This window comes from Geobacter sp. (assembly GCF_030834625.1).
Lineage (GTDB): Bacteria > Desulfobacterota > Desulfuromonadia > Geobacterales > Geobacteraceae > Geobacter.
Genome location: NZ_JAUQXO010000022.1, coordinates 81,873 through 104,781, shown reverse-complemented (window position 1 = coordinate 104,781; position 22,909 = coordinate 81,873). Strand labels below are relative to the sequence as shown.

Genomic DNA, 22,909 nt, shown 5'->3' with positions numbered 1-22,909 from the left:
GGGTATCGAGAGCCCCGACCGGACCGCGGCCGTCCTCGCCGCGGCGAAGCAGCCGCTGGTGCTGAAGGGCACGCTGTTCGACATGGGCATTGCCGCGGGCATCGCCAAAGGCCCCGAACATGGGGAAAACGCCGATGAGCTGCACATGCGCGCCTCGATGGCGGTGAGCGAGGCCGAGCGCATGAAGACGGCCGCGCCCGTGGTGTACGTGCCGTCGCTCGAGGCGACGCTGCGTTCGAAGACGCAACTCGAAGGCGAGGTCAAGGAAGCCCTGGCCAACGGCGGGTTCACGCTCTTCCTGCAGCCCAAGGCATCGCTGGCCGGGATGCACGTGACGGGCGCCGAAGCCCTCATCCGCTGGCACCATCGAGACAAGGGTTGGGTCGGCCCAGCCGACTTCCTGGGTGTGCTCGAGGGCTGCGGGCTGATGCGCGAACTGGACAACTGGGTGATCGGCGCGGCGCTGCAGCAGATCCGGGTGCTGTCCACCCAGGGCCTGAACCTGCCGGTGAGCATCAACCTATCGGTGCACTCGCTGACCGACACCGGCATCGTCTCGCGCATTCGAGAGGGCCTGCGTGCGCACGACGTGGCGCCCTGTCTGCTCGATATCGAGATCCACGAAGGCGGCGTGATGCGCGACGTCGAGACCAGCATCCGCGTGCTGCACGGCCTGCACGAACTGGGTGTCGGCCTGAGCATCGACGACTTCGGCACCGGCTACTCCTCCCTCAGTTACCTGAAGCGCTTCCCCATCGCCAACCTGAAGATCGACCAGTCGTTCATCCGCGACATGACCCGCGACCCCGACGACGCCACCCTGGTGAAGACCATCATCACCATGGCCCACGGCCTCGGCATGAAGACCATCGCCGAGGGGGTGGAAACCCTTGAGCAGATCGACTTCCTCTGCCGGCACCAGTGCGAGGAGATGCAGGGGTACTTCTTCAGCCGTCCCGTGGCCGCCGCCGACCTGGGTCGTCTGCTGACCGAGGGAAAGGCCCTGGACCTGGCCCCGGTGCATGTGGAAGCCCGGGAGCGGATCAGGGTGGTGTGACCCTCGCGCTGCATTGACAAAACCATCCCGATCCTCTATAACTGAGCTTTTTCGGGAGGTTTTGTGTGGGACAGGTGGACGACAGCAGGCTCAGGGGGATCATTCTCGATCGTATCAGGAAGCAGGGGCGGATTCCCTTCGTCGACTTCATGGCCGCGTGCCTCTACGAGCCGGGTCTCGGCTACTACACCTCCCCCGGCCGCAAGGTGGGGGCCGAGGGCGATTTCTACACCAGCATCAACGTTCACCGGGTCTTCGGCCGCCTCATCGCCCGGGAGATCTGCCGCATGTGGGAAGAGATGGGGCGCCCGGCCAGCTTCGACATCGTGGAGGCGGGGGCCGGCCATGGCCAGCTGGCCATCGATGTCCTTGACACCATCCGCGAGCTGAACGGCGAGTTCTACGATCGGGTCCGCCTTACCCTCATAGAGGCCGAACCGAGTCTTGCCGCGGTCCAGGGCGAGCTCCTTGCCCACCACCAGCCGAAGGTTTCCTGGATCTCTCCGGCCGATCTGGCCGAGGGGCGGCTCCGGTTCACCGGCTGCCTCTATTCCAACGAACTGATCGATTCCTTTCCGACCCACCTCGTCGAAATGCGCCCCGAGGGGCTGCGGGAGGCCTTTGTGGTTGCGGATGAGGACCAGTTCACCGAAATCCTCGACCTTCCCTCAACGCCGGAGTTGGAGGCCTACCTGGCCTGCCTCGGCATCACTCTCACCGTGGGGCAGCGCACCGAGATCAACCTGAACGCCGTCCGGTGGCTCCAAGGGGTCGCCAACGCCCTCGAACGGGGCTTCGTCCTCACCATCGACTACGGCTACCTGGCCCCCGAACTCTACGGCCCCATGCGCCAGAACGGCACCCTCCTCTGCTACTACCGCCATACCATCGAAGAAAATCCCTACATTCGGGTCGGCCTCCAGGACATGACCACCCACGTGGACTTCACCACCCTGGCCGCGCGGGGGGAGGAACTGGGGCTCAGCAAGGTCTGGTACGGTGAGCAGTACCGCTTCCTGGTGGCCACCGGCATGATGGAAGAGATGATGGCCCTGGAGGCCGCCGCCAAGAGCGAGCAGGAGCGCCTTGTGATCCGTCTCTCCCTCAAGAAGCTCATCCTCCCCGAGGGTGGCATGGGGGACACCTTCAAGGTCCTCGTCCAGGCCAAGGGGATCGACAACCCGCAGCTTCTCTGCATGCGCGACTGGGGGAAGCTCTTTTGACAGGGATTCTCCCGATGATAGACTGTACCCGTGTGGGGAGGGGGAAACCGTGAGCGGGATCAGGGCACTGGTCTTTGACCTGGACGGCACCCTGTACGTGAGCGACGGGGTTGGACGCGAGATAAACGCCTCCGCCATGCGGTATCTGGCCACCCTCCGGGGAATATCCCCCGAGGAGGCGAAACTGCTCGTCCGGGAGACCAAGGAGAAGATCGCCGCCCTGACCGGTTGGACCGCTTCCCTGAGCCACGCTTGCCTGGAGCTTGGGGGGGATCTGCAGGAGCTCCACCGCCATTTTGCAGCAGAGATCGTGCCGGAGCCGTATCTCAGCCGGGACGAGAGGGTGGTGGAGCTGCTGCGGAGGCTTGGCGAGCGGTACGAGCTCCACATCTACACCAACAACAACCGCCCCCTCGCTTCACGGATCATGGGGGCCCTCGGCGTTGCCGGGTACTTCCGGCGGGTTTTCACCATCGAAGATTCCTGGCGCCCCAAGCCTGACCTGGAGGTGCTCAAGGAAATCTTCCGGGAGATCGGACAAGAGCCCCCCCAGTGTCTCTTCGTGGGAGACCGCTACGACATCGACCTGCGGCTGCCGCTTGAGCTCGGCTGCCGGGTCTTTCACACGCGGACCGTTGACGAACTGCTGACCATAGAAACCACCTTAGCGTAAGGAGCACCGATGAACGAACAGACCAAAGAGACCCTCGACGCCATCATGCGGGCCATGGAGATCGAAAAGGAGACCTTCGACTTCTACACCAAGGCCGAGCAGAAGACCTTCAATCCCGAGGGGAAGCGGATCTTCCGCTGGCTCGCCAAGACCGAGGAGCAGCACTACCTGAAGCTGAACGAGCTCTACCAGTCACTCCACGAGGGGGGGCGCTGGGTCTTCTACGGCGGCTCCACCATCGCCCTCGACCCGGCTGACTCCGGCGAGAAGCAGGTTGGATTTGACACCGACGACCTCCAGGCCCTGGAGATCGCCATGGAGATCGAGAAGAAGGGAATCGCCTACTTCGATGATCTCATGGCGAAGACCTCCGACGCCGACGGCAAGGGGATGCTCAAGGCCCTGCGGGATGAGGAGACCGAGCACCTGCGGGTGATCACCGAGAAGTACAACGAAATAAAGAAATAAAGCGGTAACCGGGGACCAGGGATCGGGAAAGGCGGAACAGTGACGGTTCGGATCGAAAAGGATACCATCGGCGAGGTGAAGGTACCGGCCGACGCTTACTACGGTGCCCAGACGGCCCGGGCCGTGGCGAACTTCCCCATTTCGGGGCTCCGGCCCCACCCGGCGCTGGTCCGGGCAACAGTCGTTGTCAAGAAGAGTGCGGCCCAGGCCAACATGGCCACGGGGAGGCTCGATGCCCGGCTCGGTGATGCCATCATCCGGGCCGCTGACGAGGCCCTTGCCGGCGCCTTCGACGCCCACTTCGTGGTTGACCCTTTCCAGGCCGGGGCAGGCACCTCCCACAACATGAACGTGAACGAGGTCCTCGCCAACCGGGCCAACGAACTGCTGGCGGGAGAGCGGGGCGCCTACGCGCCGGTCCACCCCAACGACCACGTGAACATGGCCCAGTCCACCAACGACGTCTTTCCCACGGCCATGCGGCTGGCGGCCCTGGCCCTCGTGGAGGATCTCCGGCCGGGACTGGAGGGGCTGGCGGCGGCCCTGCGGGGGAAGGGGCGGGAGTTCGACGCCATCCTCAAGAGCGGCCGGACCCACCTTCAGGACGCGGTGCCGATCCGGCTCGGCCAGGAGTTCGAGGCATGGGCCGTGGCGGTGGAGAAGAACCTGACGGGGATCGACGGTGCCCTGCCGGGGCTTCGGGAACTGGGCATCGGCGGCACCGCCGTCGGCACCGGCATGAACGCCGAGGCGGCCTATATCGACCTGATGGTGGCGGAGCTGGCCCGGGAGACCGGCTTTCCCCTCGTGCGAGGGGGGAACCTGGTGGAGCGGATGCAGAACATGGACCCCTTCGTGGCCCTCTCATCCGCCCTCAAGGGGCTTGCCGTGAACCTGGGCCGCATCGCCAACGACCTGCGGCTTCTCTCTTCCGGCCCCCGGACCGGGTTCGCCGAGATCGCGCTGCCCGCGATCCAGCCCGGCTCATCCATCATGCCGGGGAAGGTGAATCCGAGCATGGCCGAGGCAACCAACATGGTGGCCTTCCAGGTGATGGGGGCCGACACGGTCATCACCCTGGCGGCCCAGGCGGGTCAGCTGGAGCTGAACGTGATGATGCCGGTCATCGCCTTCAATCTCCTCTTCAGCCTGGAGATCCTGAAGAACACGGTGCCGAAGCTGGCCGATTCGTGCATCGCCGGCATCACCGCAGACCGGGAGCGCTGCCGCCGGTACCTGGACCAGTCGGTGGGGCTCGCCACGGTGCTGGCCCCCTACATCGGCTACTCCGCCGCGGCCGAAGTGGCCAAGGAGTCGACGGCCACGGGCCGGAGCATCCGGGAGATCGTGGAAGAGCGGCAGCTCCTGTCGGCCGGGAAGCTCGCGGAAATCCTCGACCCGTTCCCCCTCACGAGTCCCGGGGTTCCGGGAGGCAAGCATAACTGAGTAAGCAGCGCACACAACCCCAAGGAGGAGACAACGATGCTGGAAGACGTGAAGAAGGTTCTCGATACGGTGCGCCCCGCGCTCCAAGCGGACGGTGGCGACGTGGAACTGGTGGAAGTGACCGAGGACGGCGTGGTGAAGGTGAAGCTGGTGGGGGCCTGCGGCCACTGCCCCATGTCCACCATGACCCTCAAGATGGGGATCGAGCGGACCCTGAAGGAGAAGGTCCCCGGCGTTAAGGAAGTGATTTCCGTTCAATAACCCCGCAACGGACCGTTTTCAAGGAGGATGGTATGGGCTACAAGGTCAAAACGTTTGGCATGGAGATCCGTCCCCTCAAGACCATGCAGGAGCTTTCCTCTCTGGACGCCATGGTCAACGCATTCGTGGCCGGCAACGGCGTGAAGCGGATCATCTCCGTTTCCGACTCGCCGACCACCGACGACAAGGGTGAGACCATCGGCCTTGTCCGGGTGGTCGCCTACGAAGACTGAAAGACTGAAAACAGAATAGTGACGATGACTGCCGGGAGGCGCGGGGGAAGCTTCGCGCCTCTTCGGTTTCTCCCCTCCATCATCTCCCTTGCTCTCATCGCCCGCCTGCGCTACCCTTGATGCAGGAGCTCGGGCCATGTCCATCGTGCGGCGAAAAAAGATATTCGGCACCCACCGTGCCCCCCGCTTTCTCCGCGTCTTCCGGAGAAACGCCGAGGCATCCCATTCCCAGGGGAACCGGGTGAAGCTCTACGATTCGGGGGGTGAGTTCTTTCCGGCCATGCTGGAGGCCTTTGCCGAGGCCCGTCACCACATCCACGCCGAGTTCTACCTCATCCGCGACGACGCTACCGGCGCCGCATTCGCCGAGGCGCTCCTGGCCGCTTCCGCCCGCGGTGTCGACGTTTCCCTCATCTACGATTACATCGGCTGCTTCGATACCCCCTCCGCCTATTTCCGGCGCCTGGAGCGCGGAGGTGTCCGCTGTCTCGCCTTCAACCCTCCTCCCTTCAGGCGGGGGCTTGCCTGGTTCGACAAGCGGGATCATCGCAAGGTGGCGGTCATCGACGGCGAGACCGCCTTCACGGGGGGGGTCAACATCGGCGACGAGTATTCGGGTTTCGGGGTGAGCGCCGAACGGTGGCGGGATCTGGGGGTCCGGATCGATGGTCCGGCCGTCACCGTCCTCTCGCATCTTTTCCGGGAGTTCTGGCTGGAGGAGAAGGGGAGTCCATCCCTTGCCTGGTTTATGGAGCATGCCCCCCTGGCCGCCATGGGGGACGCCGAGGTGATGATCGTGAGCGACGGCCCCCACCATGCCCGCTCCTTCATCCACAACGCCTTCCGCATCGCCATGGCCGGCGCGGGTGAATCGATCCGGATCATGAACCCCTACTTCGTGCCGGGGCCCCGGGTGATCCGGTCGCTCTTGCGGGCCGTACGGCGGGGGGTGCGGGTGCAGCTGATCCTTCCCGCCAAGAGCGATGTTCCCATTGTCCGGCTTGTGAGCCGCGGCTACTACACGCCGCTCCTCAGGGCCGGCGTCGAGATCTACGAGCGCCAGGGGTCGGTTCTCCATGCCAAGGTGATGCTCATTGACGACACCTGGGGGGTGGTGGGCTCCGCAAACCTGGACCAGCGCAGTTTTCACCGCAACTACGAAGTCAACACCATCGTCGTGAGCCGCGAGTTCGGCAGCCAGGTGGCTGAGATGTTCACCGACGATCTCGGGGGGTCCCGTCGCGTCGTCCTGGCGGAGCACGAGCGCCGTGGCTGGGGCGTCCGCTTCATGGAGCGCCTCTGCAATTCAGTGAGCTGGTTTCTGTAGTTGTCTGAAGGTATTTGCATGGGGTAGGATACGTCGACTGATGCACGCGCCGGAAGGCGCATTCTTTTTGGGGGAAGTCATGGGGAAAAAAGCAGTCGTTCTCTACAGCGGAGGGCTCGATTCAACCACCTGTCTCGCCATTGCCCGGGCCGAAGGGTATGACCCCTACGCCATGAGTTTTTCCTACGGCCAGCGCCACAGCGTGGAGCTGGAGCTGGCCAGGCGGAACGCCCGCCCCATGGGGGCCGTAGACCATCTGGTGGTGGAGTTCGACTACCGCTTGGTAGGGGGGAGCGCCCTCACCGGCGACATTGCCGTCCCCAAGGAAGGGGTGGGGAGCGACATCCCGGTAACCTACGTGCCGGCCCGCAACACGGTCTTTCTCTCCTTTGCCTTGGGGTGGGCCGAGGTGCTCGGCGCCTTCGACATCTTCATCGGCGTCAATGCCCTGGACTACTCCGGCTACCCCGACTGCCGCCCCGAGTACATCGCCGCCTTCGAGGCCATGGCCAACCTGGCCACAAAGGCCGGGGTGGAAGGTGCCGGCCGGTTCACGATCCATACCCCCCTCATCAGCCTCACCAAGGCCGAGATCATCCGGAAGGGACTTTCCCTTGGCGTCGATTACGGCCGGACCCACTCCTGCTACGACCCCACCCCGGAGGGACTCTCCTGCGGACTCTGCGACTCCTGCCGCCTGCGGCTCAAGGGATTTGCGGAGGCGGGGGTGAATGATCCGGTTGCTTACGTGGCCGGCAAGAATTCTGACGTTTAGAATACCCAGAGGTTTTTCATGACCCCCATGCCCGACATGCAGAAATCCCCCGACACCCGGAAGATTCCCATCAACAAGGTGGGGGTTAAGGACATCTCCTACCCCATCGTGGTGATGGACAAGAACCGGAAGTTCCAGCAGACCGTGGCCCGGATCAACATGTACGTGGATCTCCCCCACCACTTCAAGGGGACCCACATGAGCCGGTTCATCGAGATTCTCAACGCCTACCGGGAGGATATCGCCCTGGACAAGATGGAGCCGATCCTCCAGAAGATGAAGGAGAAGCTGGGGGCCTCGTCGGCCCACCTGGAGATTGAGTTCCCCTATTTTATCGAAAAGCGGGCCCCGGTCTCCGGCGCCCGGAGCCTCATGGAGTACACCTGCACCTTCAGCGGCACCCTGGGTGAGGAGTTCGACTTCGTCCTGGGGGTCCAGATCCCGGTCACGTCCCTCTGCCCCTGCAGCAAGGAGCTCTCCCGCTACGGTGCCCACAACCAGCGGAGCCACATCACCGTCCGGCTCCGGTACACCGACTTCATCTGGATCGAGGATCTGGTGACGATGATCGAGGAGTGCGGGTCGAGCCCGGTCTGGTCGCTGCTCAAGCGGGTGGACGAGCAGTACGTCACCGAGCGGGCCTACGAGAACCCAAAGTTCGTGGAGGATATCGTCCGGGAGGTGACCGAGAAACTTCTGGCCCACGATGCCATCACCTGGTTTTCCGTGGAGGCGGAGAATTTCGAGTCGATCCACAAGCACTCTGCCTATGCCGCCATCGAGCGGGACAAGCGGGGGCGATGATGGGAATATCTGTCATCGTGCCGGGTGGTGATTGTTGAATCGATGTGGATAACTGTGTGGAAAAGGCCGGAAGGTGTGGATAAGGCTAGGGGTTGTCGTTGTCAAGACCTTATTTCGTGCGGGTTCGTACCATGAGGACCGCTCTCCTGGTTTTCGCCAAAAGGCCGGTTCCGGGGCGTGTAAAGACGAGATTAACCCCGCCGTTCACCCCCGAAGAGGCCGCCGAGCTCTATCGCCGCATGCTCCTGGATACTCTCGTTAAAACCGGCATATTGGCGGGGTTGGACCGCATCATCTTTTATGAACAAGGGGATGGGGCGCCTGAGTTCTTTGCGGAAATGGTGGGGGAGGTGAAGTGTCATCCACAGGAGGGAGAAGGGCTGGGGGCGCGGCTGGCGGCGGCCTTCGACCGGACCTTCGGCCTGGGGTACGACGCTGCGGCGGTCATCGGCACCGATTCGCCCCATCTGCCGGCGGCCTTCATCGACCGGGCCTATGGTCTGCTGAGAGATCCGCGGGTGGATGCCGTCTTTGGTCCGACGGAGGATGGCGGCTACTACCTCCTGGCCATGAAGCGATTCCATCCCGAGCTCTTCACAGGCATCCCCTGGTCAACGGGGAAAGTGCTGGAGCGGTCCCTGTCCCGGGCCGCAGCGGCCGGGATCGCCACTGCGCTCCTGCCGGTCTGGCACGACGTGGACACGGCCGCCGACCTCCTCCGGCCGGAACTCGTGGACCCCGCCAATGGCGCGCCGCTTACGCGGGAGTTCATTTTACGACATCCACCTCGTAGCCCTGCCGCCCCAGGTGGTTGATGATCTCCTGGATGTGCTCGTATCCCCGGGTCTCCAGCTCCAGGAGGACCTCGGTCTTGCCGAGGGGGAGGTCCATGGAGCGGCGCTCGTGGTTGATGAGGAAGATGTTGGCCCGGACGGCGGCGACCCCCGCAGCCAGGTTTGCCAGGGAGCCGGGGACGTCGTCCAGCACCACCTGCAGCTTCAGGTAGCGCCCCGCCGCCACAAGGCCCCGCTCCACCACGGTGGAGATGGTCTTCACGTCGATGTTCCCGCCGGATAATACGCAGACCGTCTTTCCCGGCAGCTTTCCCGCCTTGCCGTTCAGCAGGGCCGCCAGGGTCACGGCCCCCGCCCCCTCCACCAGAAGCTTCGTCCGCTCCAGGAGCCCCACGATGGCCAAGGCGATCTCCTCCTCCTCCACCAGAATCACGTCGTCCACCAAATCCCGCACGATGGGGAAGGTGTTCCGTCCCACTTTCTTTACGGCGATGCCGTCGGCAAGGGTTACCGTGAGGGGCGCCTCCATGATCTTCCCCTTCTTGAGGGAGTAGTGCATGGAGGGGGCTGCCCTGGATTCGATGCCGATGATCCGCACGTGGGGGTGGGTCTCCTTCACCGCCGTGGCGATGCCGGCGATGAGACCGCCGCCACCGATGGGGACTAGGATGGCCGAGACGTCGGGGAGTTCCTCCAGAATCTCCAGGCCGATGGTCCCCTGGCCGGCCATGACCAGGTGGTCGTCGAAGGGGTGGACGAAGAGGGCGCCGCTCTCCTTCTGGGCCTGGACGGCGGCAGCGTAGGCCTCGTCGAAGTTTCTGCCGGTGAGGACCACCTCGGCGCCGTACTCCCTGGTGGCCTGCACTTTCTGGGGCGGCGTGCTCTCGGGCATGAAGACGGTGGCCTTCACCCCCAGGAGGTCGGCGGAAAAGGCGACCCCCTGGGCGTGGTTTCCGGCAGAGGCGGTGATGACCCCTTTTGCCAGGGCCTCCCGGGGCTGGGACGTCATGAAGTTGAGTGCCCCCCGGATCTTGAAGGCACCGGTCCGCTGGAGGTTCTCGCATTTGAAGAGAAGGGGGAAGCCGAACCGCTCGCTGAAGTGGTGGGAGTGGATCAGTTCGGTGCGCCGGACCCGCTTTTTGAGGCGGTCGGCCGCTTCCTGGATCAGGGTGTAGGGGAGCATCGGTTCTCCGGTTGGTCGGATGATCTAGTGGTCATGGCTGCAGCCGCCGTGGCCATGGTCGTGCCCGTGGTGGTCGTGTCCGTGCCCATGGCCGTGGCCATGATGGTGGTCGTGGTGCTGGCCGTGGCGGGGGCGGTGGCGCAGCTCCTTGATGACCGGTGGCGCCTCCACGCACCGGGTGCACTCGGCCTGGAGGGTGGTGTGGGAGATGTGGTAGCGCTCGAAGAGAAGCTCCTCGATCTGCCGGAGCACCTCCGCCTGCCGCTCTTTGTGGTCGGGTTTCACGTCCACGTGGGCCGACAGGGCCAGGATGTGGGAGCAGATGGTCCAGATGTTCAGGTGGTGGACGGTGTTCACCCCTTCCACCTCCTGAATAGCGTCGGCCACCGATCGGGTGCTCATCCCCCGGGGAACCCCCTCCATCAGGATGTGGGACGACTCCCGGATCACCCGCCACGATCCCCAGAAGATGACGCAGCCGATCCCCACGGAGATGAGGGCGTCCAGAAGGTACCAGTTGGTGTAGTACATGATGACGCCACCGATGATGACCCCTACAGAGGCGGCCGCGTCGCCGATCACATGGAGAAAGGCGCTGTGGACGTTCAGGTCGTCGTGGGAGTGGCTGTGGAGCGCCGAGGCGGCGATGAGGTTCATGACGAGGCCCACTGTAGCGATGGCCAGCATCGGGAGGCTTTTGACCTCAACCGGATGGCGCAGCCTCTCCCAGGCTTCGTAGAAGATGCCGATGGCCATGAGAAAGACCGTGGCGCCGTTGATGAAGGAGGCGAAGACTTCTGTCCGATGCCAGCCGAAGGTGCGGGTGTCGGAGGCGGGGTAGGCGGCGAGCTTGATGGCCGCCAGCGAGAGAACCAGGGCGAAGAGATCGAGAAAGACATGGGCCGCGTCCGACAGGAGGGCCAGGGAGTTGGTCCAGATCCCCCCCGCGACCTCGGCCACCAGGGTCAGGGCTGTCAGGGCGATGGCATACTTGAAGCGTCCGGTGATGCTTTGGTCTAGGTGCGTTTCGGCATGCATAGTCAGTCCGTCTCCCTTCCCGGCAGGGGTTCACTGTACCAGATGCCCCTTTGGCCGGTCAAACGGAAAGAACCGCTCCCCCCTTGCATTTCCGAAGTGTTGCTGATATCGTAGCGCGACCGTTTTTGGAGGTTTCTAATATGGAAGCGACTCATCACAGGCTCATTATTCTCGGCTCCGGCCCCGCCGGTTATACCGCCGCCGTCTACGCCGCCCGGGCCAACCTGAGCCCAACCCTCATCACCGGCCTTCAGCAGGGTGGACAGCTCATGACCACGACCGAGGTGGACAACTGGCCCGGCGACCCGGACGGGGTCCAGGGGCCCGAACTCATGGAACGGATGCGCCGTCACGCCGAGCGCTTCGACGCCACCATGATCTCTGACCACATCAACAAGGCCGATCTCCGGGAGCGACCCTTCCGCCTGGAGGGGGACAGCGGCGTATACACCTGCGATGCCCTCATCATCGCCACCGGCGCCTCTGCCCGGTACCTGGGGCTTCCGTCAGAGGAGGCCTTCAAGGGGAAAGGGGTCTCCGCCTGCGCCACCTGCGACGGCTTCTTCTACCGGGGAAAGGCCGTGGCGGTCATTGGCGGCGGCAACACCGCCGTGGAGGAGGCCCTCTACCTCTCCAACATCGCCAGCCACGTTACTCTCGTTCACCGGCGCGACAAGCTCCGCTCCGAGAAGATCCTGGCCGACAAACTCATCGCCAAAACCCGCGGCGGCAATGTCACCATCGAGTGGAACCACGTCCTGGACGAGGTTCTGGGGGACGAGTCAGGGGTCACCGGCATCCGTATCCGCCACACCAGCGGCTCCACCAAGGATCTTCAGGCCCATGGCTGCTTCATTGCCATCGGCCACACTCCCAACACGCTCCTCTTCGAGGGGCAGCTGGAGATGGACGGAGGCTACATCCGCACCCAGTGCGGCAGCGAGGGGAACTTTACCGCCACCAGCATCCCCGGCGTCTTTGCCGCCGGCGACGTCCAGGACCAGCACTACCGCCAGGCCATCACCTCCGCCGGTACCGGCTGCATGGCCGCCCTGGACGCCGAGCGTTACCTGGACATGCAGAAGTAGCCCATGCTCGCCAAGGCCCTTTCCAGCGCTCTCCTGGGTATTGACGCGGTCATCGTCGACGTGGAGGTGGACATTGCCCAAGGGCTTCCCCAGTTCGCCACCGTCGGCCTCCCTGACGGCGCCGTCAAAGAGAGCAAGGACCGGGTCAAGTCAGCCCTGAAAAACGCCGGTTACGATTTCCCCGCCCGCAAGATCACCGTAAATCTGGCCCCGGCCGACCTGAAGAAAGAGGGGGCCGCCTTCGACCTCCCCATTTCCATCGGCATCCTGGCTGCCACCGGCGTGGTCAAGGGTGAGCGGCTCAAGGAGTACCTTCTCCTCGGCGAACTGTCACTGGACGGCAGCGTAAAGCCGGTTCGCGGCTGCCTACCCGTGGCTGTTGCGGCACGGGCCGCGGGTCTTGCCGGCATCATCGTACCCCAGGAGAACGCACCCGAGGGGGCGGTGGTCGAGGGAGTCAACGTTATCGGCGTTACGGAGCTTGCCGAAGTGGTTGAGTTCCTGAACGGCGAGCGGGAGATCACACCCCACCGGGTCGACGTGGAAGCGTTCTTCGAGCGGAGTTGTGAAACCGGTGACGACTTCGCCGAGGTGAAGGGGCAGGAGCACGCAAAGCGGGCACTGGAGGTGGCTGCGGCGGGATCCCACAACATCATCATGATCGGTCCTCCGGGCTCCGGCAAGACTATGCTTTCCCGCCGGATTCCAACCATCCTCCCCCGGATGTCCTTCGAAGAGGCTATCGAGACCACCAAGGTTTACAGCGTTATGGGGCTTCTGGACCGGGATAACGCTCTCGTGGCGCACCGGCCGTTTCGCAGCCCACATCACACAATCTCGGACATCGGATTGATAGGAGGAGGGAACACGCCCCGCCCTGGCGAGGTTTCCATGGCCCATCACGGAGTTTTGTTCCTGGACGAGCTCCCCGAGTTCAAGAAGCACGTCCTCGAAGTTCTCCGCCAGCCCCTGGAGGACGGGCGGGTTTCCATCTCCCGCGCCCTCATGTCCCTCACCTATCCGTCGCGCTTCATGCTTGTGGCGGCCATGAACCCCTGTGGATGCGCCCCCTTTTTACTACTGCCATTATCCGTAGGGGGTAAGTTGCCAAAAAACTCTTTTAAATCAAATGCAAAAACAAACCGGATAGCCTGTGTTTTTCCGTCAACACCATCCTTTTCTCGGTCAACTTCAACACGGTCAAGCAACACTCGGACAATCCGCCGGCGTTCTTCTTCTGTAAGCCCAATCCATTCCGCTGCCAAACTTTGCGCTTGAGCGACTACATGCAGTCTACCAACCTCAGTCTGTCGTAACCTCACCAAATCCAGTTCAAGTTTTTCAATTTCAGCTATTATCTGTTCTTTCCGTTCTTCAAGTGGAACATGCCTCTCTGCAAAGACTTCCTTCGTAACCAACTTGTCTGTGAATAGCTCAAACAGGGAATCAATTCGATTTTGGTTTTTGGTTTTTTCAGTTTTTTGAACTTTCAGTTCATCAGTTTTCTGAATGAGTAGTGCATCATTGTCGTTTTCGGGTTTCAAATCTTCGGGATTCACGACAATGTTATGGAGAACCGGCAGGAACTTTTCCACCAAGATATCTTCGTTAATCTTGTTTTTGCATTCCGTGCAATTGTAGCGTGGGATTGTCATCCCTTTATATGGTGCTACATAGAGTTTCTTGCCACATTCACACTTCAATACCCCGGAAAACAGATAACGACCTTCTTTTGGTACCCCCGCAGAATACATCTGAGGGCGGGTCGCCAGCATGTGCTGAACCGTGTCCCATGTTTCCTGGGATAATATCGGTTCAACTTCCATTGGAATCCACTCGGATTTATCCTTTAACTCCCACGACTTTTTGTTGCCTTTTGACTTTGTATAATTCCGTTGGTAGATGCCAGTGTAAATTGGATTAACCAAGAGTCTTTTCATGCTTTTTGGTGACCACGGGGATTTGGCAGCATAATATCCCGCGTCATTCAATATCGTGATAACCCGCTTGATTTTCCCGTGTTCGATGAACAAATCATACGCCTTACGGACTATCGTCGCTTTATCTTGGTCGATGACCAAGTTGTATTTATCTGTCCATGTATAACCAAATGGTTGCTGACCCGAAATTTTTCGACCTTCCATCGCTCGCGTGAGCATACCGGCTATTACCCTTGCAGAATCCTGCTCGCGCTCGAACTGTGCCATAGCGCCGGATAGTGCGAAGAACATTCTTCCGGCGGCCGTGTTCGTATCTATTTGTCCGTCGATTGAATGAAGAATTGCCCCGTGCATACGGAAATGGCTGTCGAATTCCAGAAGTTCCCGTAAATTTCGAGCCAGTCTCGACATAGATGAAAAGACCAACGCTTTAATGACACCTGACTCCACATCAGCAAACATGCGCTTACATTCCGGGTTATTCATGACACTTTTTCCCGAAATGCCCGCCAAATCATACGTCTTCACAACTTTATATTTGTGTTGTTTACAAAATTCCTTGGCCCTTAATTCGTGAATTTCCGGCGAGTCAGAATTCTTCTGGTCATCTGTTGATACGCGAATCCAAATTCCAACATTCATTGCTGACCGCCCATTGATGCAATAACCACAAGTTGCCCTACTTGGGTCGCCAATGCCGTAACGTCATCGTTTTTTCGATATGAATCATACGCCACACCAATAATTCCAGAAATCCCGACTGGTGACAGTTTTGCTCCGGTCTTTTCAATTTCCGTCATGACCGCCTGGATGACCGTATTTAAGGCTATCTTGTTTAGCGTCCAGTCTCCGTCAGCAAGACGCATTTGACCTTTCCCGCATAGAATCCAGTTTGCGTCATACCCAAGTTCAATTAGCGCCTGAATGACTTTGGGTGCTGGAAGTGCTTTTGCGGATTCGTATTCGGCCCAAGTCGGTGCCTTGCAATTTGCAAGATTTGCCATCTCCGCCTGGGTCAATTTATTCCCCAAACCATCCTTCAATCCAATTTCCCTATTGGTTGCCCGAACAAAAACATCATTTCTTATCTGAAGCAATCTATCCGCAACACCCTGAAATTCTGGGTTTTTCTCCTTAATCTTACTTTTTGGTTCCACGGACAAACCTCCCTATTTGACTTTTTGCTTGACAATTTGACGATTTCTGTTATTATTTGAACATATTTGATGTTTACAGTAATTATATCAAAAAGGCGACGAAATAGCAATGGGTGAAGCGATTAAAAATAACAGGAAGGCGCATGTGACGTATGACGTGACTTTCAGTTACGCCACATGCCCGCCTGAAATCGCTAACCAAAAGGTCAGTAACATATTGGCAATCTTGCGGTCCGCACACGCAAGGCAAGGGGCATAGCCTATGGCTTAATACAATAAACTTATCGGACACGAAGCATATATTCGGGCCTTTCTGGAATTTTTCCGGGGAGGCTCTCTCACTCATCCAACAAAAATTAAGGGGATATTTTATGACCAAGAAAGAAATGATTCAACTGGAACAGACACTTTACACAATGGAATGCGTCTTTGAACAGATGGTAATTGAATTCGGCAAGACCCATGCGCCGAAGTTGCCCATCTCGGTCCGCTCCAGATTAATGAAGGTTGCCACTATAGCATGGGCAACAGAAGAACTTCACCGGGCGGTGCAACGGTTCCACGGCGATAAGTACGAATTGGCAAAACCGGTAGAAGACCTGAACAATGCAAACCGTATCCTTTACATCCAGGCCACGAAAGGTTTTACCGACAAAATTCCGTCAATACCGCTGATTATGTCCCGACATAACGAATAAACCGGTCCCAATTCCGGTCGCAACGAGCCTTCCTGGAAATTAATCAGGGAGGCTCTCTCACTCACACACAAATAATATAAAAGGGGAAAATTATGATGGATTTTGGCAAAAGGAAGATTTGGAAAGAAAAAAGTACACCAGTGTTTACGTTCGATTTAATTAGAAATAACGGAACAATTTATAAAATGGTGCGTTTTTATGATGACAAAAAATCCGGCAAGAAATACGTCGTCAAGGTCAAAAATGAAGACCATTGGGACGTGCATGTATCAACGCATAACTTTACTGAAAAGAACTTCGCTTGGTTTAGTAAAGAAAGTGAATCTTCGTTGTCTCTGTATTTTCTTATGACGACGGTGTGTTTGTCTGAGCGTGTACCTTCGCACTACGAATTGATTGAAGGGAGGCAGCACGCATGAAACCAAAGAAAATTACGTCCTCCCAAAAAACCGAATTTCTCCGCAATACCGTTGATAGTCTGATTGAAGAATTCACGTTCCTTAAATCGTTCACGTATCCCGGCGATATAGAATGTTGCATTTTCCGCATGTCCATTTATATCGAATGGCTGAGAGGTACTGTCAAAGACAATGCCATTCCAGCCAACACCGATAACGGATAGGGACATGGCAAAGAAAACGACATCAGGATGGACACAACTTGACCTTCAACTCATTCAACCGACTCTTAACGAAAACGTGGACACGGAGAGACACATGCAAGACATAGAAATCAGTAATATCATAATCGGGGAAAAGCACAGGTCGGTAGGCGATATTGATAGCCTCTGCCGGTCTATTGAAAAAGTTGGTTTAATAAATCCGATAGTCGTTACACCGGATATGAAACTTGTGGCCGGCGCACGACGGATTGCTTCATTCCTTCGCCTTGAACGCAACACTATTCCAGCAATAATTAAAGAATATTCCGAGCTTCAAGAACAGATTGCACGCATTGATGACAATCTGGAACGGTCGGAACTGAGCATGCTACATAAGGTAAAGGCTTTGGCGGAACAGCAGATGTTGTATGAACTGCTTTACCCGGAATCCACGAAAAAGGCAAAAGCCAAAGCCAACCTTCAAGCAAAGAAGGAACTCGAAAGCGAAATAAATTCGGTTCCGATGATTCCGGCATTTACCGCAAAGGTTTCGGATGTAATTGGGAAAGGCCAGAAGACGATTCAGAATATGATTGCTGCCGGCAAGGGATTGCCAGATGAAATAAGCGAAAAACTTGTTGGCCTGCCCATCGAAAACAACCTCGGCGACCTTCGGCAACTTGCCAAAATGAAGGACAGCTACAAACTGCCTTGTGTCGAAATGTTGAAAAATCGGGTTATTTCTTCAATCAAAGAATACAGGTACATTGTCTGTAACAGGTTAAGACATAGTTTGCCAGAAGACTGGGAACCGAAGGAGGGCGAAGATTTCCAGTTTACTGCTTCCCTTTCTCTCGGTCGGTATGAAGACGAAATCCGGTTTGTAACCGATGGTACGGTTCAGCTTATCCTTACTGACCCACCTTACGGACAAGGGATAACAGAGTCTGGTGGAAAAGAGTGGGACTGTAAGGAACCAGAAAAACGGTTCGACGTATCGGCGTTTATGTGTGAAGTCGAACGGGTTCTGGATATAAACGGGCAGGCATTGATTTTTTGCACTGATGAACTTCTGCCGGATTATCTTTCCAATCTTAATGGGCTGAAACTGAAGCAGATTTTGCATTGGCATAAGGTAAATCGGCGATACAAACCAAACACTGGTCAGTATCTGGAAACGGTCGAATATATTTTGTGGCTTGTCCGACCGAACAGTCACTGCAACACTTTCAATACAACCTTTATCGACAGAGAACTTTGCGGAAACACAATGACCGGGCTATTTCAGTCAGGTCTGACCGCTGGTGGTGAAAGGTTGACTGATGACGAAGGGAAGACACTGCATCGGTGCCAAAAGCCATACAACCTTATCAAAAGCCTACTCCTTACACATTCAAATAGAGGCGACCGGGTCATTGACCCGTTTTCTGGAACCGGCACAACAGCGGAGGTATGTGCCAAATACGAGCGGAAATTCTGGGGTTCGGAGATGGACCCGGTATTTCACAGAAAGGCAAACATGCGGATTGCCCTTGCTTTGGGAATGACTCCGCTTGAAGATTTAACCGAAGAAGATTTTCTGGAATACGAAGAAACTGTCGTCCGGGAAGAACCAACCCCGGAAATCGAAGCCATGTACCTTGAAGGCACGTCCAGGTTGCTTTACCAAATGGAAGCAATGGCAATGTGAAGATTTGTTGTTGAATCCCGTATTCTTGTCGATGCCGGGGTATAGGTTTTTGGATGTAAACGAGCCACCGGAATTGACCTGGTGGCTCTTCGATTTTTATGGCCGAACAGGTATGCCATAGCGACGTTCAGGATTGCAGATGATATATCGGTGTGGCTCTTGACGTTAAAATCCGTCAGACGTGAAGTCTGGTGTGTTCTGACGGTTGTATCTTGCCGTTGGTGTGAATAGCGGTGTAGACCTGAAATATCGACGGAGGAAGTGAATAGCGACGTGTTTATTGAATTCCGCCGGAAAATAGCGGTGTAGAATGCAATAGCGACGTGAGGTTCAATAGCGGTGCTGTTTCTTGAAGTTGAAGTTTCTTGCCCTTCCCGTATCTGTCAGCGATGCCGAGGACTTTGAGAAATAGCTTTCAGCACAAATAAAAAGGCTGCCCCCCGTAAGAGGGACAGCCTTTTAGTAAGCCGTGGACCGGAACTTTCACGTGCGTTAGCCGTGCTTAAGTCTTCCAGTCGCCTTCAAAGAAAGTGTATTGAACCTTGCCCTAATTGTCAACGAAATACTTTTGACCGGAAGTTTGCGGAAATCTTCGTGCTGACGAAAATATGTTCCAACCTTAAATATAATCAGCTACTGTTGCAAGAAAATAATCGAAGGAACGGCGACTTGAGATGAATTTTAATGAACTGGAAAAATATATATCGGCAGACAGGCTTGCTACATACACAACCCTCCTGGGTTGTAGTGATATTGATAAGGCCATTGGGGCGTATTATTGGAACAAAGCTCTCGGCGGTGCCGTATATTCTTTTCTGCAGTGTCTTGAAGTCTCGCTACGGAATTCATTACACATTACGGGTAAAGCCAAATTTAGCAGAGAAACATGGTATGAGCATGTTTGCACTAAAGCAGGAGATAACGTAAGAAAGAGACAAATAAAAAGCGGAAGAACACCAGCACCCACCGATAATGAAATTAAAATTACATCCGCTGTAAGCCAACTACGGAAACAGCGGAAAGTGGTTTCCGCTTCTAACGTAATAGCTTCTTTAATGCTTGGATTCTGGGTAAACCTTTTCAAAAACGACTATTCATCAGCCAACAAAACCCTCCTATGGCCCGAATCACTTCCAAAGGTTTTCCCAAACGCACCGAAGGCAAAACAGTTGTCGGATTTTTATAACGAACTGGCAGAAATCAACTTGTTAAGAAATCGCTTCTCACACCATGAACCACTTTGGAAGTCCGGCACAGTATCAACTGTCGAGGATGCAATAGCGTTCATGGACGACGAAATATCGAAGATAGTGGATTACGTGCGCTATATCAACGTAGACCGGGCAAATATGCTGTTAAAATCACCAGCCTATAAGGAATTTAAGGGGCTGAACAAGCGTGATTGCTTTGACATATTCATAGGGGATACCCGGAAAATACTTACCGTCCAAAAGTTTAAGTCCAATATCAATCTTTACTTGAAGCAGGTTTCCAATAACCACAAGATTGTATTCGTGAAACAACGCCCTGATTCATTAGTAAGAGTTATCAGCTACTAAATGATAGTAGTTTGGTCAGAGCCGGTATAAATGGACCAAAAACGGTAATGTGGTCAGAAGCCACCGCCATAAATTCCTGGTAGCATGACATGAATCCACTTGTTCCCTGATTTTGTCGCATTGCTTCAACGGTCGCAATCAGGGATTCCCGGTCTTTTGCATTTTCAATCTGCTCTTCAATCAGTTTCAATAACCCATCGAAAAGTTCCGCAGAATTGGTATTGACTACATTGGTGGATGAATCAGTAGAATGGATATTTACACGGGCATTGTCCCCGTGAAGATTAAATATCTGATGGGGGACAACTTGTGGATGCGCTTGTGGAGCATCTACTCCCCTCCGGTATTTAATTTGGTAATGAGCGTCTATACCACCAAATCCTGCATGGTAACCTGGGTCAACGACTTCAAATACCTCTTTTACTTTACTTGGTAATATCCTGACTATTTTATCTCCGGTTTCAATCGGAATGGAAATGTCAGTAACAAGAATTATGTTCTTTTGAACCGACGCTTTGACATTTTGATGCTCCGTGCCATTTTTATTAATGATTGACACCGAGTCGGTCATAAATTCTTTAAACATACTGCCTCCGTGGGCATTTTTGGATTCTTTCCGTTGAATTTCCTTCTGTGCTGCCAACACGACGCCTTTCACTGTTTGCACGCAATGAAGGCTGGGTCCATAAGTGCCCATATCATAATTCAGGGTGTGATAGATAGTGCCGGTATACTGGTTCTTATCCCCCAGGAAATCCTTTATAAGCGAAATTACTTCCATTGCTTTCTGTTTGAAATACACCTCGTCTTCCAACTGAAGATGCAAAGTGCTTCCTTTGACAAATCTCCCGGAGATTGCCTCGAAAACATCCACATATTCCAGCAATTCATCACTTACCAATTGTGGCTGTTGAGACAATTGATGCTGTCGGTCAGCAATAGCCAACCCCAGAATACTTACCAACTGGTTAAGGGATGAAGCCTGAAGGTCTCTGGAAAGTCCGACAGTATTGATATTTTGCTGATACGCCATAAACTCCTGGCGGAATTCGGCATTAAAAACCAGGGCAGGAAGTACCTTGTTTGCCCAGGTAATGCACTCCTGCTGGGTTTTAAATCCCGAAGTGAGTTCAGGAACCGAAGCTAATTCCTGTAATTTTCTTAAAACATCATCCGCCATGCGTCCCCCACAGAAAATAAATCACATATTAATCCCAAAAAGTCATTCTGGAATTAGTAAACCAACCGATTGAAATATTGCAGCAACAGACGCAGCTATGGCGGCATATTTGTTCCATCTTGCCTGTTCTTTACCAGTCTTGATTACATCGTATGGCTCATTATTAGAGTCTTCATCTGTAATCATAAAGTCACCTTCAACACCTTCTTCTGCGGGTTTAACTGTGACAACAGATGCCTTATACCAGAGGAATGCTGCAACCATTGCTGCAATTGCAGAAATGGCATTAATAGCAATTTTGAAGCATTTCATTTTTGCCTTTCCCTTTAATTTTTTACCCGCTCCAAATCCTCAAGCAAGGCTTTATGGAACATATCCGGGGCTTCAATCTGTGGCGCATGCCCATAACCGGGGAATTCGACTAAACGGCCTTGCGGAATAGTCTTGATGACTTCCTTTCCCAGCACTTTATAACGACCAATTTTTGCTTTAACTTCCGGTGAAGCGATATCACTGCCGATAGCGGTAGTATCAGCATCTCCAAGCATTAGGGTAGTAGGCACTTTTAGTAGTGGGAATTCATACACAACCGGCTGAGTAAAAATCATATCGTAGATAAGCGCTGAGTTCCAGGCAACCAATTTATGACCAGGACCCTGATTGAGTCCAGTCAGCATATCCACCCAACGCTCATATTCTGGTTTCCAGCGTCCGCCGTAGTAGACGGATTTCTCGTACTGGCGCACTCCATCAGCCGAAAGTTTCTGTTCCCGTTCATACCATTGGTCAACTGTACGACCAGGTACGCCCAACGCCTTCCAGTCTTCCAACCCGATTGGGTTGACCATTACCAGCTTCTCAACCGCTTCTGGATACATCAAGGCAAAGCGGGTCGCCAGCATTCCCCCGGTTGAGTGCCCGATTACTACGGAACGGGAGACTCCCAACTTCTTCAACAACGCCATAGTATTGAAAGCAAGCTGTTGGAAGCTGTATTGATAATTCGCTGGCTTGGTGGAAGTACAGAAACCAATCTGGTCAGGTGCAATTACCCGGAATCCAGCGTCGGCCAGAACGGAAATCGTGGCTTCCCAAGATGCACCACAAAAGTTCTTTCCGTGCATTACCACAACGGTACGTCCGTTGGGCTTTCCTTTGGCGGGAACATCCATGTAACCCATCTGGAGTTCTTGGCCTTGTGAGGCAAATTTGAAATGCCCTACAGGGTAGGGATACTGGAACCCTTCAAGTTCAACACCATAAACCTTGGCAGTACCTTCTGCGCTGGCAATGCCGGCAACAGAAAGTAATTGAACCGCCAAGAACGCAAAAAACAAAAATCGCATACAAGCTCCTTGTATAATTAGTTATGCTTCTGCCGGAACAAGCTTGTTCAACCTTGAATATTTAATTGCAAGCAGAGTCCAGGTAATGTTTCCGGCAGCAAGAAAAATTCCGCCGGCGAATGAGGCCCACTGCCCCAAAGTCGGGTAATAATACAGGTTCCACAGTCCCCATACCGAGAAGAACGCCGATACGGACCAGTAAACGCCTTCAACCCGCTTGTCTTGAATAATCTTATAGACGTTGAGCCAGCACATTACGCTTCCGACCAGCTCAAATATCCCATTAATTACATCTGGTGCTTGCATCAGAATTTCCCCTAAACGAAAAATTAAGTCCCAGTTGTAAAGCATTTCAGCGGAAAAATGCA

At 55.9% G+C, this 22,909-nt stretch carries 24 protein-coding genes and 1 pseudogene; 17 read left to right on the top strand and 8 right to left on the bottom strand.

The features are described 5' to 3' along the window. The 11 genes from RCH91_RS06005 to RCH91_RS05955 all read left to right on the top strand — a co-directional run. Positions 1-1,057 (top strand): bifunctional diguanylate cyclase/phosphodiesterase (locus RCH91_RS06005; protein WP_306533703.1); only part of this gene is annotated, 1,057 nt, incomplete at its 5' end. A 65-nt stretch (positions 1,058-1,122) separates the two neighbouring features. Next, positions 1,123-2,280 (top strand): class I SAM-dependent methyltransferase, encoded by a 1,158-nt coding sequence (locus RCH91_RS06000; RefSeq protein WP_306533702.1) that lies wholly within the window; start codon positions 1,123-1,125, stop codon positions 2,278-2,280. Between the two features lie 49 nt (positions 2,281-2,329). Next, entirely contained in the window at positions 2,330-2,953 is a 624-nt protein-coding gene (locus RCH91_RS05995; RefSeq protein WP_306533701.1) for an HAD family hydrolase, read from the top strand. A gap of 9 nt (positions 2,954-2,962) precedes the next feature. Then, positions 2,963-3,421 (top strand): ferritin family protein, encoded by a 459-nt coding sequence (locus RCH91_RS05990; protein ID WP_306533700.1) that lies wholly within the window; start codon positions 2,963-2,965, stop codon positions 3,419-3,421. A gap of 39 nt (positions 3,422-3,460) precedes the next feature. Further along, positions 3,461-4,867, top strand: coding sequence for an aspartate ammonia-lyase (locus RCH91_RS05985; protein ID WP_306533699.1), 1,407 nt, complete (start codon positions 3,461-3,463; stop codon positions 4,865-4,867). Between the two features lie 36 nt (positions 4,868-4,903). Further along, entirely contained in the window at positions 4,904-5,128 is a 225-nt protein-coding gene (locus RCH91_RS05980; RefSeq protein WP_214185903.1) for a NifU family protein, read from the top strand. A 32-nt stretch (positions 5,129-5,160) separates the two neighbouring features. Beyond that, on the top strand, positions 5,161-5,361 hold the full coding sequence (locus RCH91_RS05975) for a hypothetical protein (protein WP_306533698.1): 201 nt from the start codon (positions 5,161-5,163) through the stop codon (positions 5,359-5,361). A 136-nt stretch (positions 5,362-5,497) separates the two neighbouring features. After that, positions 5,498-6,688 (top strand): phosphatidylserine/phosphatidylglycerophosphate/cardiolipin synthase family protein, encoded by a 1,191-nt coding sequence (locus tag RCH91_RS05970; protein WP_306533697.1) that lies wholly within the window; start codon positions 5,498-5,500, stop codon positions 6,686-6,688. Between the two features lie 79 nt (positions 6,689-6,767). Continuing rightward, a complete protein-coding gene (gene queC, locus RCH91_RS05965) occupies positions 6,768-7,463 on the top strand; it encodes a 7-cyano-7-deazaguanine synthase QueC (protein WP_306533696.1) in 696 nt (231 codons plus the stop codon). 18 nt (positions 7,464-7,481) lie between these two features. Continuing rightward, on the top strand, positions 7,482-8,267 hold the full coding sequence (gene folE2, locus RCH91_RS05960; protein ID WP_306533695.1) for a GTP cyclohydrolase FolE2: 786 nt from the start codon (positions 7,482-7,484) through the stop codon (positions 8,265-8,267). 131 nt (positions 8,268-8,398) lie between these two features. Next, a complete protein-coding gene (locus RCH91_RS05955) occupies positions 8,399-9,082 on the top strand; it encodes a TIGR04282 family arsenosugar biosynthesis glycosyltransferase (protein WP_306533694.1) in 684 nt (227 codons plus the stop codon). Here RCH91_RS05955 and ilvA read toward each other — a convergent pair. Then, positions 9,036-10,244, bottom strand: a complete 1,209-nt coding sequence (gene ilvA / locus RCH91_RS05950; RefSeq protein ID WP_306533693.1) for a threonine ammonia-lyase — start codon at positions 10,242-10,244, stop codon at positions 9,036-9,038. The two genes, RCH91_RS05955 and ilvA, sit on opposite strands and share 47 nt — an antisense overlap. A gap of 24 nt (positions 10,245-10,268) precedes the next feature. Further along, a complete protein-coding gene (locus RCH91_RS05945; protein WP_306533692.1) occupies positions 10,269-11,282 on the bottom strand; it encodes a cation diffusion facilitator family transporter in 1,014 nt (337 codons plus the stop codon). 140 nt (positions 11,283-11,422) lie between these two features. Between RCH91_RS05945 and trxB the strand changes: the two genes are divergently transcribed. Together trxB and RCH91_RS05935 are read left to right on the top strand one after the other, a co-directional pair. Next, positions 11,423-12,370: a thioredoxin-disulfide reductase gene (gene trxB, locus RCH91_RS05940; protein WP_306533691.1), complete on the top strand. Its 948-nt coding sequence runs from the start codon at positions 11,423-11,425 to the stop codon at positions 12,368-12,370. Positions 12,371-12,373: 3 nt separating this feature from the next. Continuing rightward, entirely contained in the window at positions 12,374-13,648 is a 1,275-nt protein-coding gene (locus tag RCH91_RS05935; RefSeq protein ID WP_306533690.1) for a YifB family Mg chelatase-like AAA ATPase, read from the top strand. 494 nt (positions 13,649-14,142) lie between these two features. On the opposite strand, the pseudogene RCH91_RS05930 reads toward RCH91_RS05935, so the two are convergent. Together RCH91_RS05930 and RCH91_RS05925 are read right to left on the bottom strand one after the other, a co-directional pair. After that, positions 14,143-14,952 (bottom strand): annotated as a pseudogene (locus RCH91_RS05930) (recombinase family protein); the annotation flags it as partial. Then, positions 14,949-15,467: a helix-turn-helix transcriptional regulator gene (locus RCH91_RS05925; protein ID WP_306533689.1), complete on the bottom strand. Its 519-nt coding sequence runs from the start codon at positions 15,465-15,467 to the stop codon at positions 14,949-14,951. The pseudogene RCH91_RS05930 and the gene RCH91_RS05925, both read right to left, overlap by 4 nt. Positions 15,468-15,838: 371 nt before the next feature. Here RCH91_RS05925 and RCH91_RS05920 point away from each other — a divergent pair, with 371 nt between their 5' ends. From RCH91_RS05920 to RCH91_RS05905, 4 genes are all read left to right on the top strand, one after another. Next, complete coding sequence (locus tag RCH91_RS05920) at positions 15,839-16,165, top strand: hypothetical protein (RefSeq protein WP_306533688.1); 327 nt, start codon at positions 15,839-15,841, stop codon at positions 16,163-16,165. Positions 16,166-16,257: 92 nt separating this feature from the next. Beyond that, positions 16,258-16,584 (top strand): hypothetical protein, encoded by a 327-nt coding sequence (locus RCH91_RS05915; RefSeq protein WP_306533687.1) that lies wholly within the window; start codon positions 16,258-16,260, stop codon positions 16,582-16,584. Positions 16,585-16,791: 207 nt separating this feature from the next. Then, entirely contained in the window at positions 16,792-18,456 is a 1,665-nt protein-coding gene (locus RCH91_RS05910; protein ID WP_306533686.1) for a DNA methyltransferase, read from the top strand. Positions 18,457-19,130: 674 nt separating this feature from the next. After that, positions 19,131-20,015: an Abi family protein gene (locus RCH91_RS05905; RefSeq protein WP_306533685.1), complete on the top strand. Its 885-nt coding sequence runs from the start codon at positions 19,131-19,133 to the stop codon at positions 20,013-20,015. On the opposite strand, the gene RCH91_RS05900 is transcribed toward RCH91_RS05905, so the two are convergent. Genes RCH91_RS05900 through RCH91_RS05885 form a run of 4 tightly spaced genes read right to left on the bottom strand, consistent with a single transcriptional unit; the run spans position 20,005 to position 22,847 of the window. Then, entirely contained in the window at positions 20,005-21,195 is a 1,191-nt protein-coding gene (locus RCH91_RS05900) for a hypothetical protein (protein WP_306533684.1), read from the bottom strand. The two genes, RCH91_RS05905 and RCH91_RS05900, sit on opposite strands and share 11 nt — an antisense overlap. Before the next feature lie 42 nt (positions 21,196-21,237). Further along, entirely contained in the window at positions 21,238-21,507 is a 270-nt protein-coding gene (locus RCH91_RS05895) for a hypothetical protein (protein WP_306533683.1), read from the bottom strand. A gap of 14 nt (positions 21,508-21,521) precedes the next feature. Next, positions 21,522-22,541 carry an alpha/beta fold hydrolase gene (locus RCH91_RS05890; protein WP_306533682.1) on the bottom strand — a complete coding sequence of 340 codons (1,020 nt, stop codon included), beginning with the start codon at positions 22,539-22,541 and terminating at the stop codon, positions 21,522-21,524. 21 nt (positions 22,542-22,562) lie between these two features. Further along, positions 22,563-22,847, bottom strand: coding sequence for a hypothetical protein (locus RCH91_RS05885; protein ID WP_306533681.1), 285 nt, complete (start codon positions 22,845-22,847; stop codon positions 22,563-22,565). Positions 22,848-22,909: the final 62 nt, after the last annotated feature.

Excerpts from the sequence above, each read along its gene's own strand:
- RCH91_RS05990 (WP_306533700.1), top strand. The coding sequence starts at position 2,963 with ATGAACGAACAGACCAAAGAGACCCTCGACGCCATCATGCGGGCCATG.
- RCH91_RS05980 (WP_214185903.1), top strand. The coding sequence starts at position 4,904 with ATGCTGGAAGACGTGAAGAAGGTTCTCGATACGGTGCGCCCCGCGCTC.
- RCH91_RS05975 (WP_306533698.1), top strand. The coding sequence starts at position 5,161 with ATGGGCTACAAGGTCAAAACGTTTGGCATGGAGATCCGTCCCCTCAAG.
- RCH91_RS05970 (WP_306533697.1), top strand. The coding sequence starts at position 5,498 with ATGTCCATCGTGCGGCGAAAAAAGATATTCGGCACCCACCGTGCCCCC.
- queC (WP_306533696.1), top strand. The coding sequence starts at position 6,768 with ATGGGGAAAAAAGCAGTCGTTCTCTACAGCGGAGGGCTCGATTCAACC.
- folE2 (WP_306533695.1), top strand. The coding sequence starts at position 7,482 with ATGACCCCCATGCCCGACATGCAGAAATCCCCCGACACCCGGAAGATT.
- RCH91_RS05955 (WP_306533694.1), top strand. The coding sequence starts at position 8,399 with ATGAGGACCGCTCTCCTGGTTTTCGCCAAAAGGCCGGTTCCGGGGCGT.
- ilvA (WP_306533693.1), bottom strand. The coding sequence starts at position 10,244 with ATGCTCCCCTACACCCTGATCCAGGAAGCGGCCGACCGCCTCAAAAAG.
- RCH91_RS05945 (WP_306533692.1), bottom strand. The coding sequence starts at position 11,282 with ATGCATGCCGAAACGCACCTAGACCAAAGCATCACCGGACGCTTCAAG.
- trxB (WP_306533691.1), top strand. The coding sequence starts at position 11,423 with ATGGAAGCGACTCATCACAGGCTCATTATTCTCGGCTCCGGCCCCGCC.
- RCH91_RS05935 (WP_306533690.1), top strand. The coding sequence starts at position 12,374 with ATGCTCGCCAAGGCCCTTTCCAGCGCTCTCCTGGGTATTGACGCGGTC.
- RCH91_RS05920 (WP_306533688.1), top strand. The coding sequence starts at position 15,839 with ATGACCAAGAAAGAAATGATTCAACTGGAACAGACACTTTACACAATG.
- RCH91_RS05915 (WP_306533687.1), top strand. The coding sequence starts at position 16,258 with ATGATGGATTTTGGCAAAAGGAAGATTTGGAAAGAAAAAAGTACACCA.
- RCH91_RS05910 (WP_306533686.1), top strand. The coding sequence starts at position 16,792 with ATGGCAAAGAAAACGACATCAGGATGGACACAACTTGACCTTCAACTC.
- RCH91_RS05905 (WP_306533685.1), top strand. The coding sequence starts at position 19,131 with ATGAATTTTAATGAACTGGAAAAATATATATCGGCAGACAGGCTTGCT.
- RCH91_RS05900 (WP_306533684.1), bottom strand. The coding sequence starts at position 21,195 with ATGGCGGATGATGTTTTAAGAAAATTACAGGAATTAGCTTCGGTTCCT.
- RCH91_RS05895 (WP_306533683.1), bottom strand. The coding sequence starts at position 21,507 with ATGAAATGCTTCAAAATTGCTATTAATGCCATTTCTGCAATTGCAGCA.
- RCH91_RS05890 (WP_306533682.1), bottom strand. The coding sequence starts at position 22,541 with ATGCGATTTTTGTTTTTTGCGTTCTTGGCGGTTCAATTACTTTCTGTT.
- RCH91_RS05885 (WP_306533681.1), bottom strand. The coding sequence starts at position 22,847 with ATGCAAGCACCAGATGTAATTAATGGGATATTTGAGCTGGTCGGAAGC.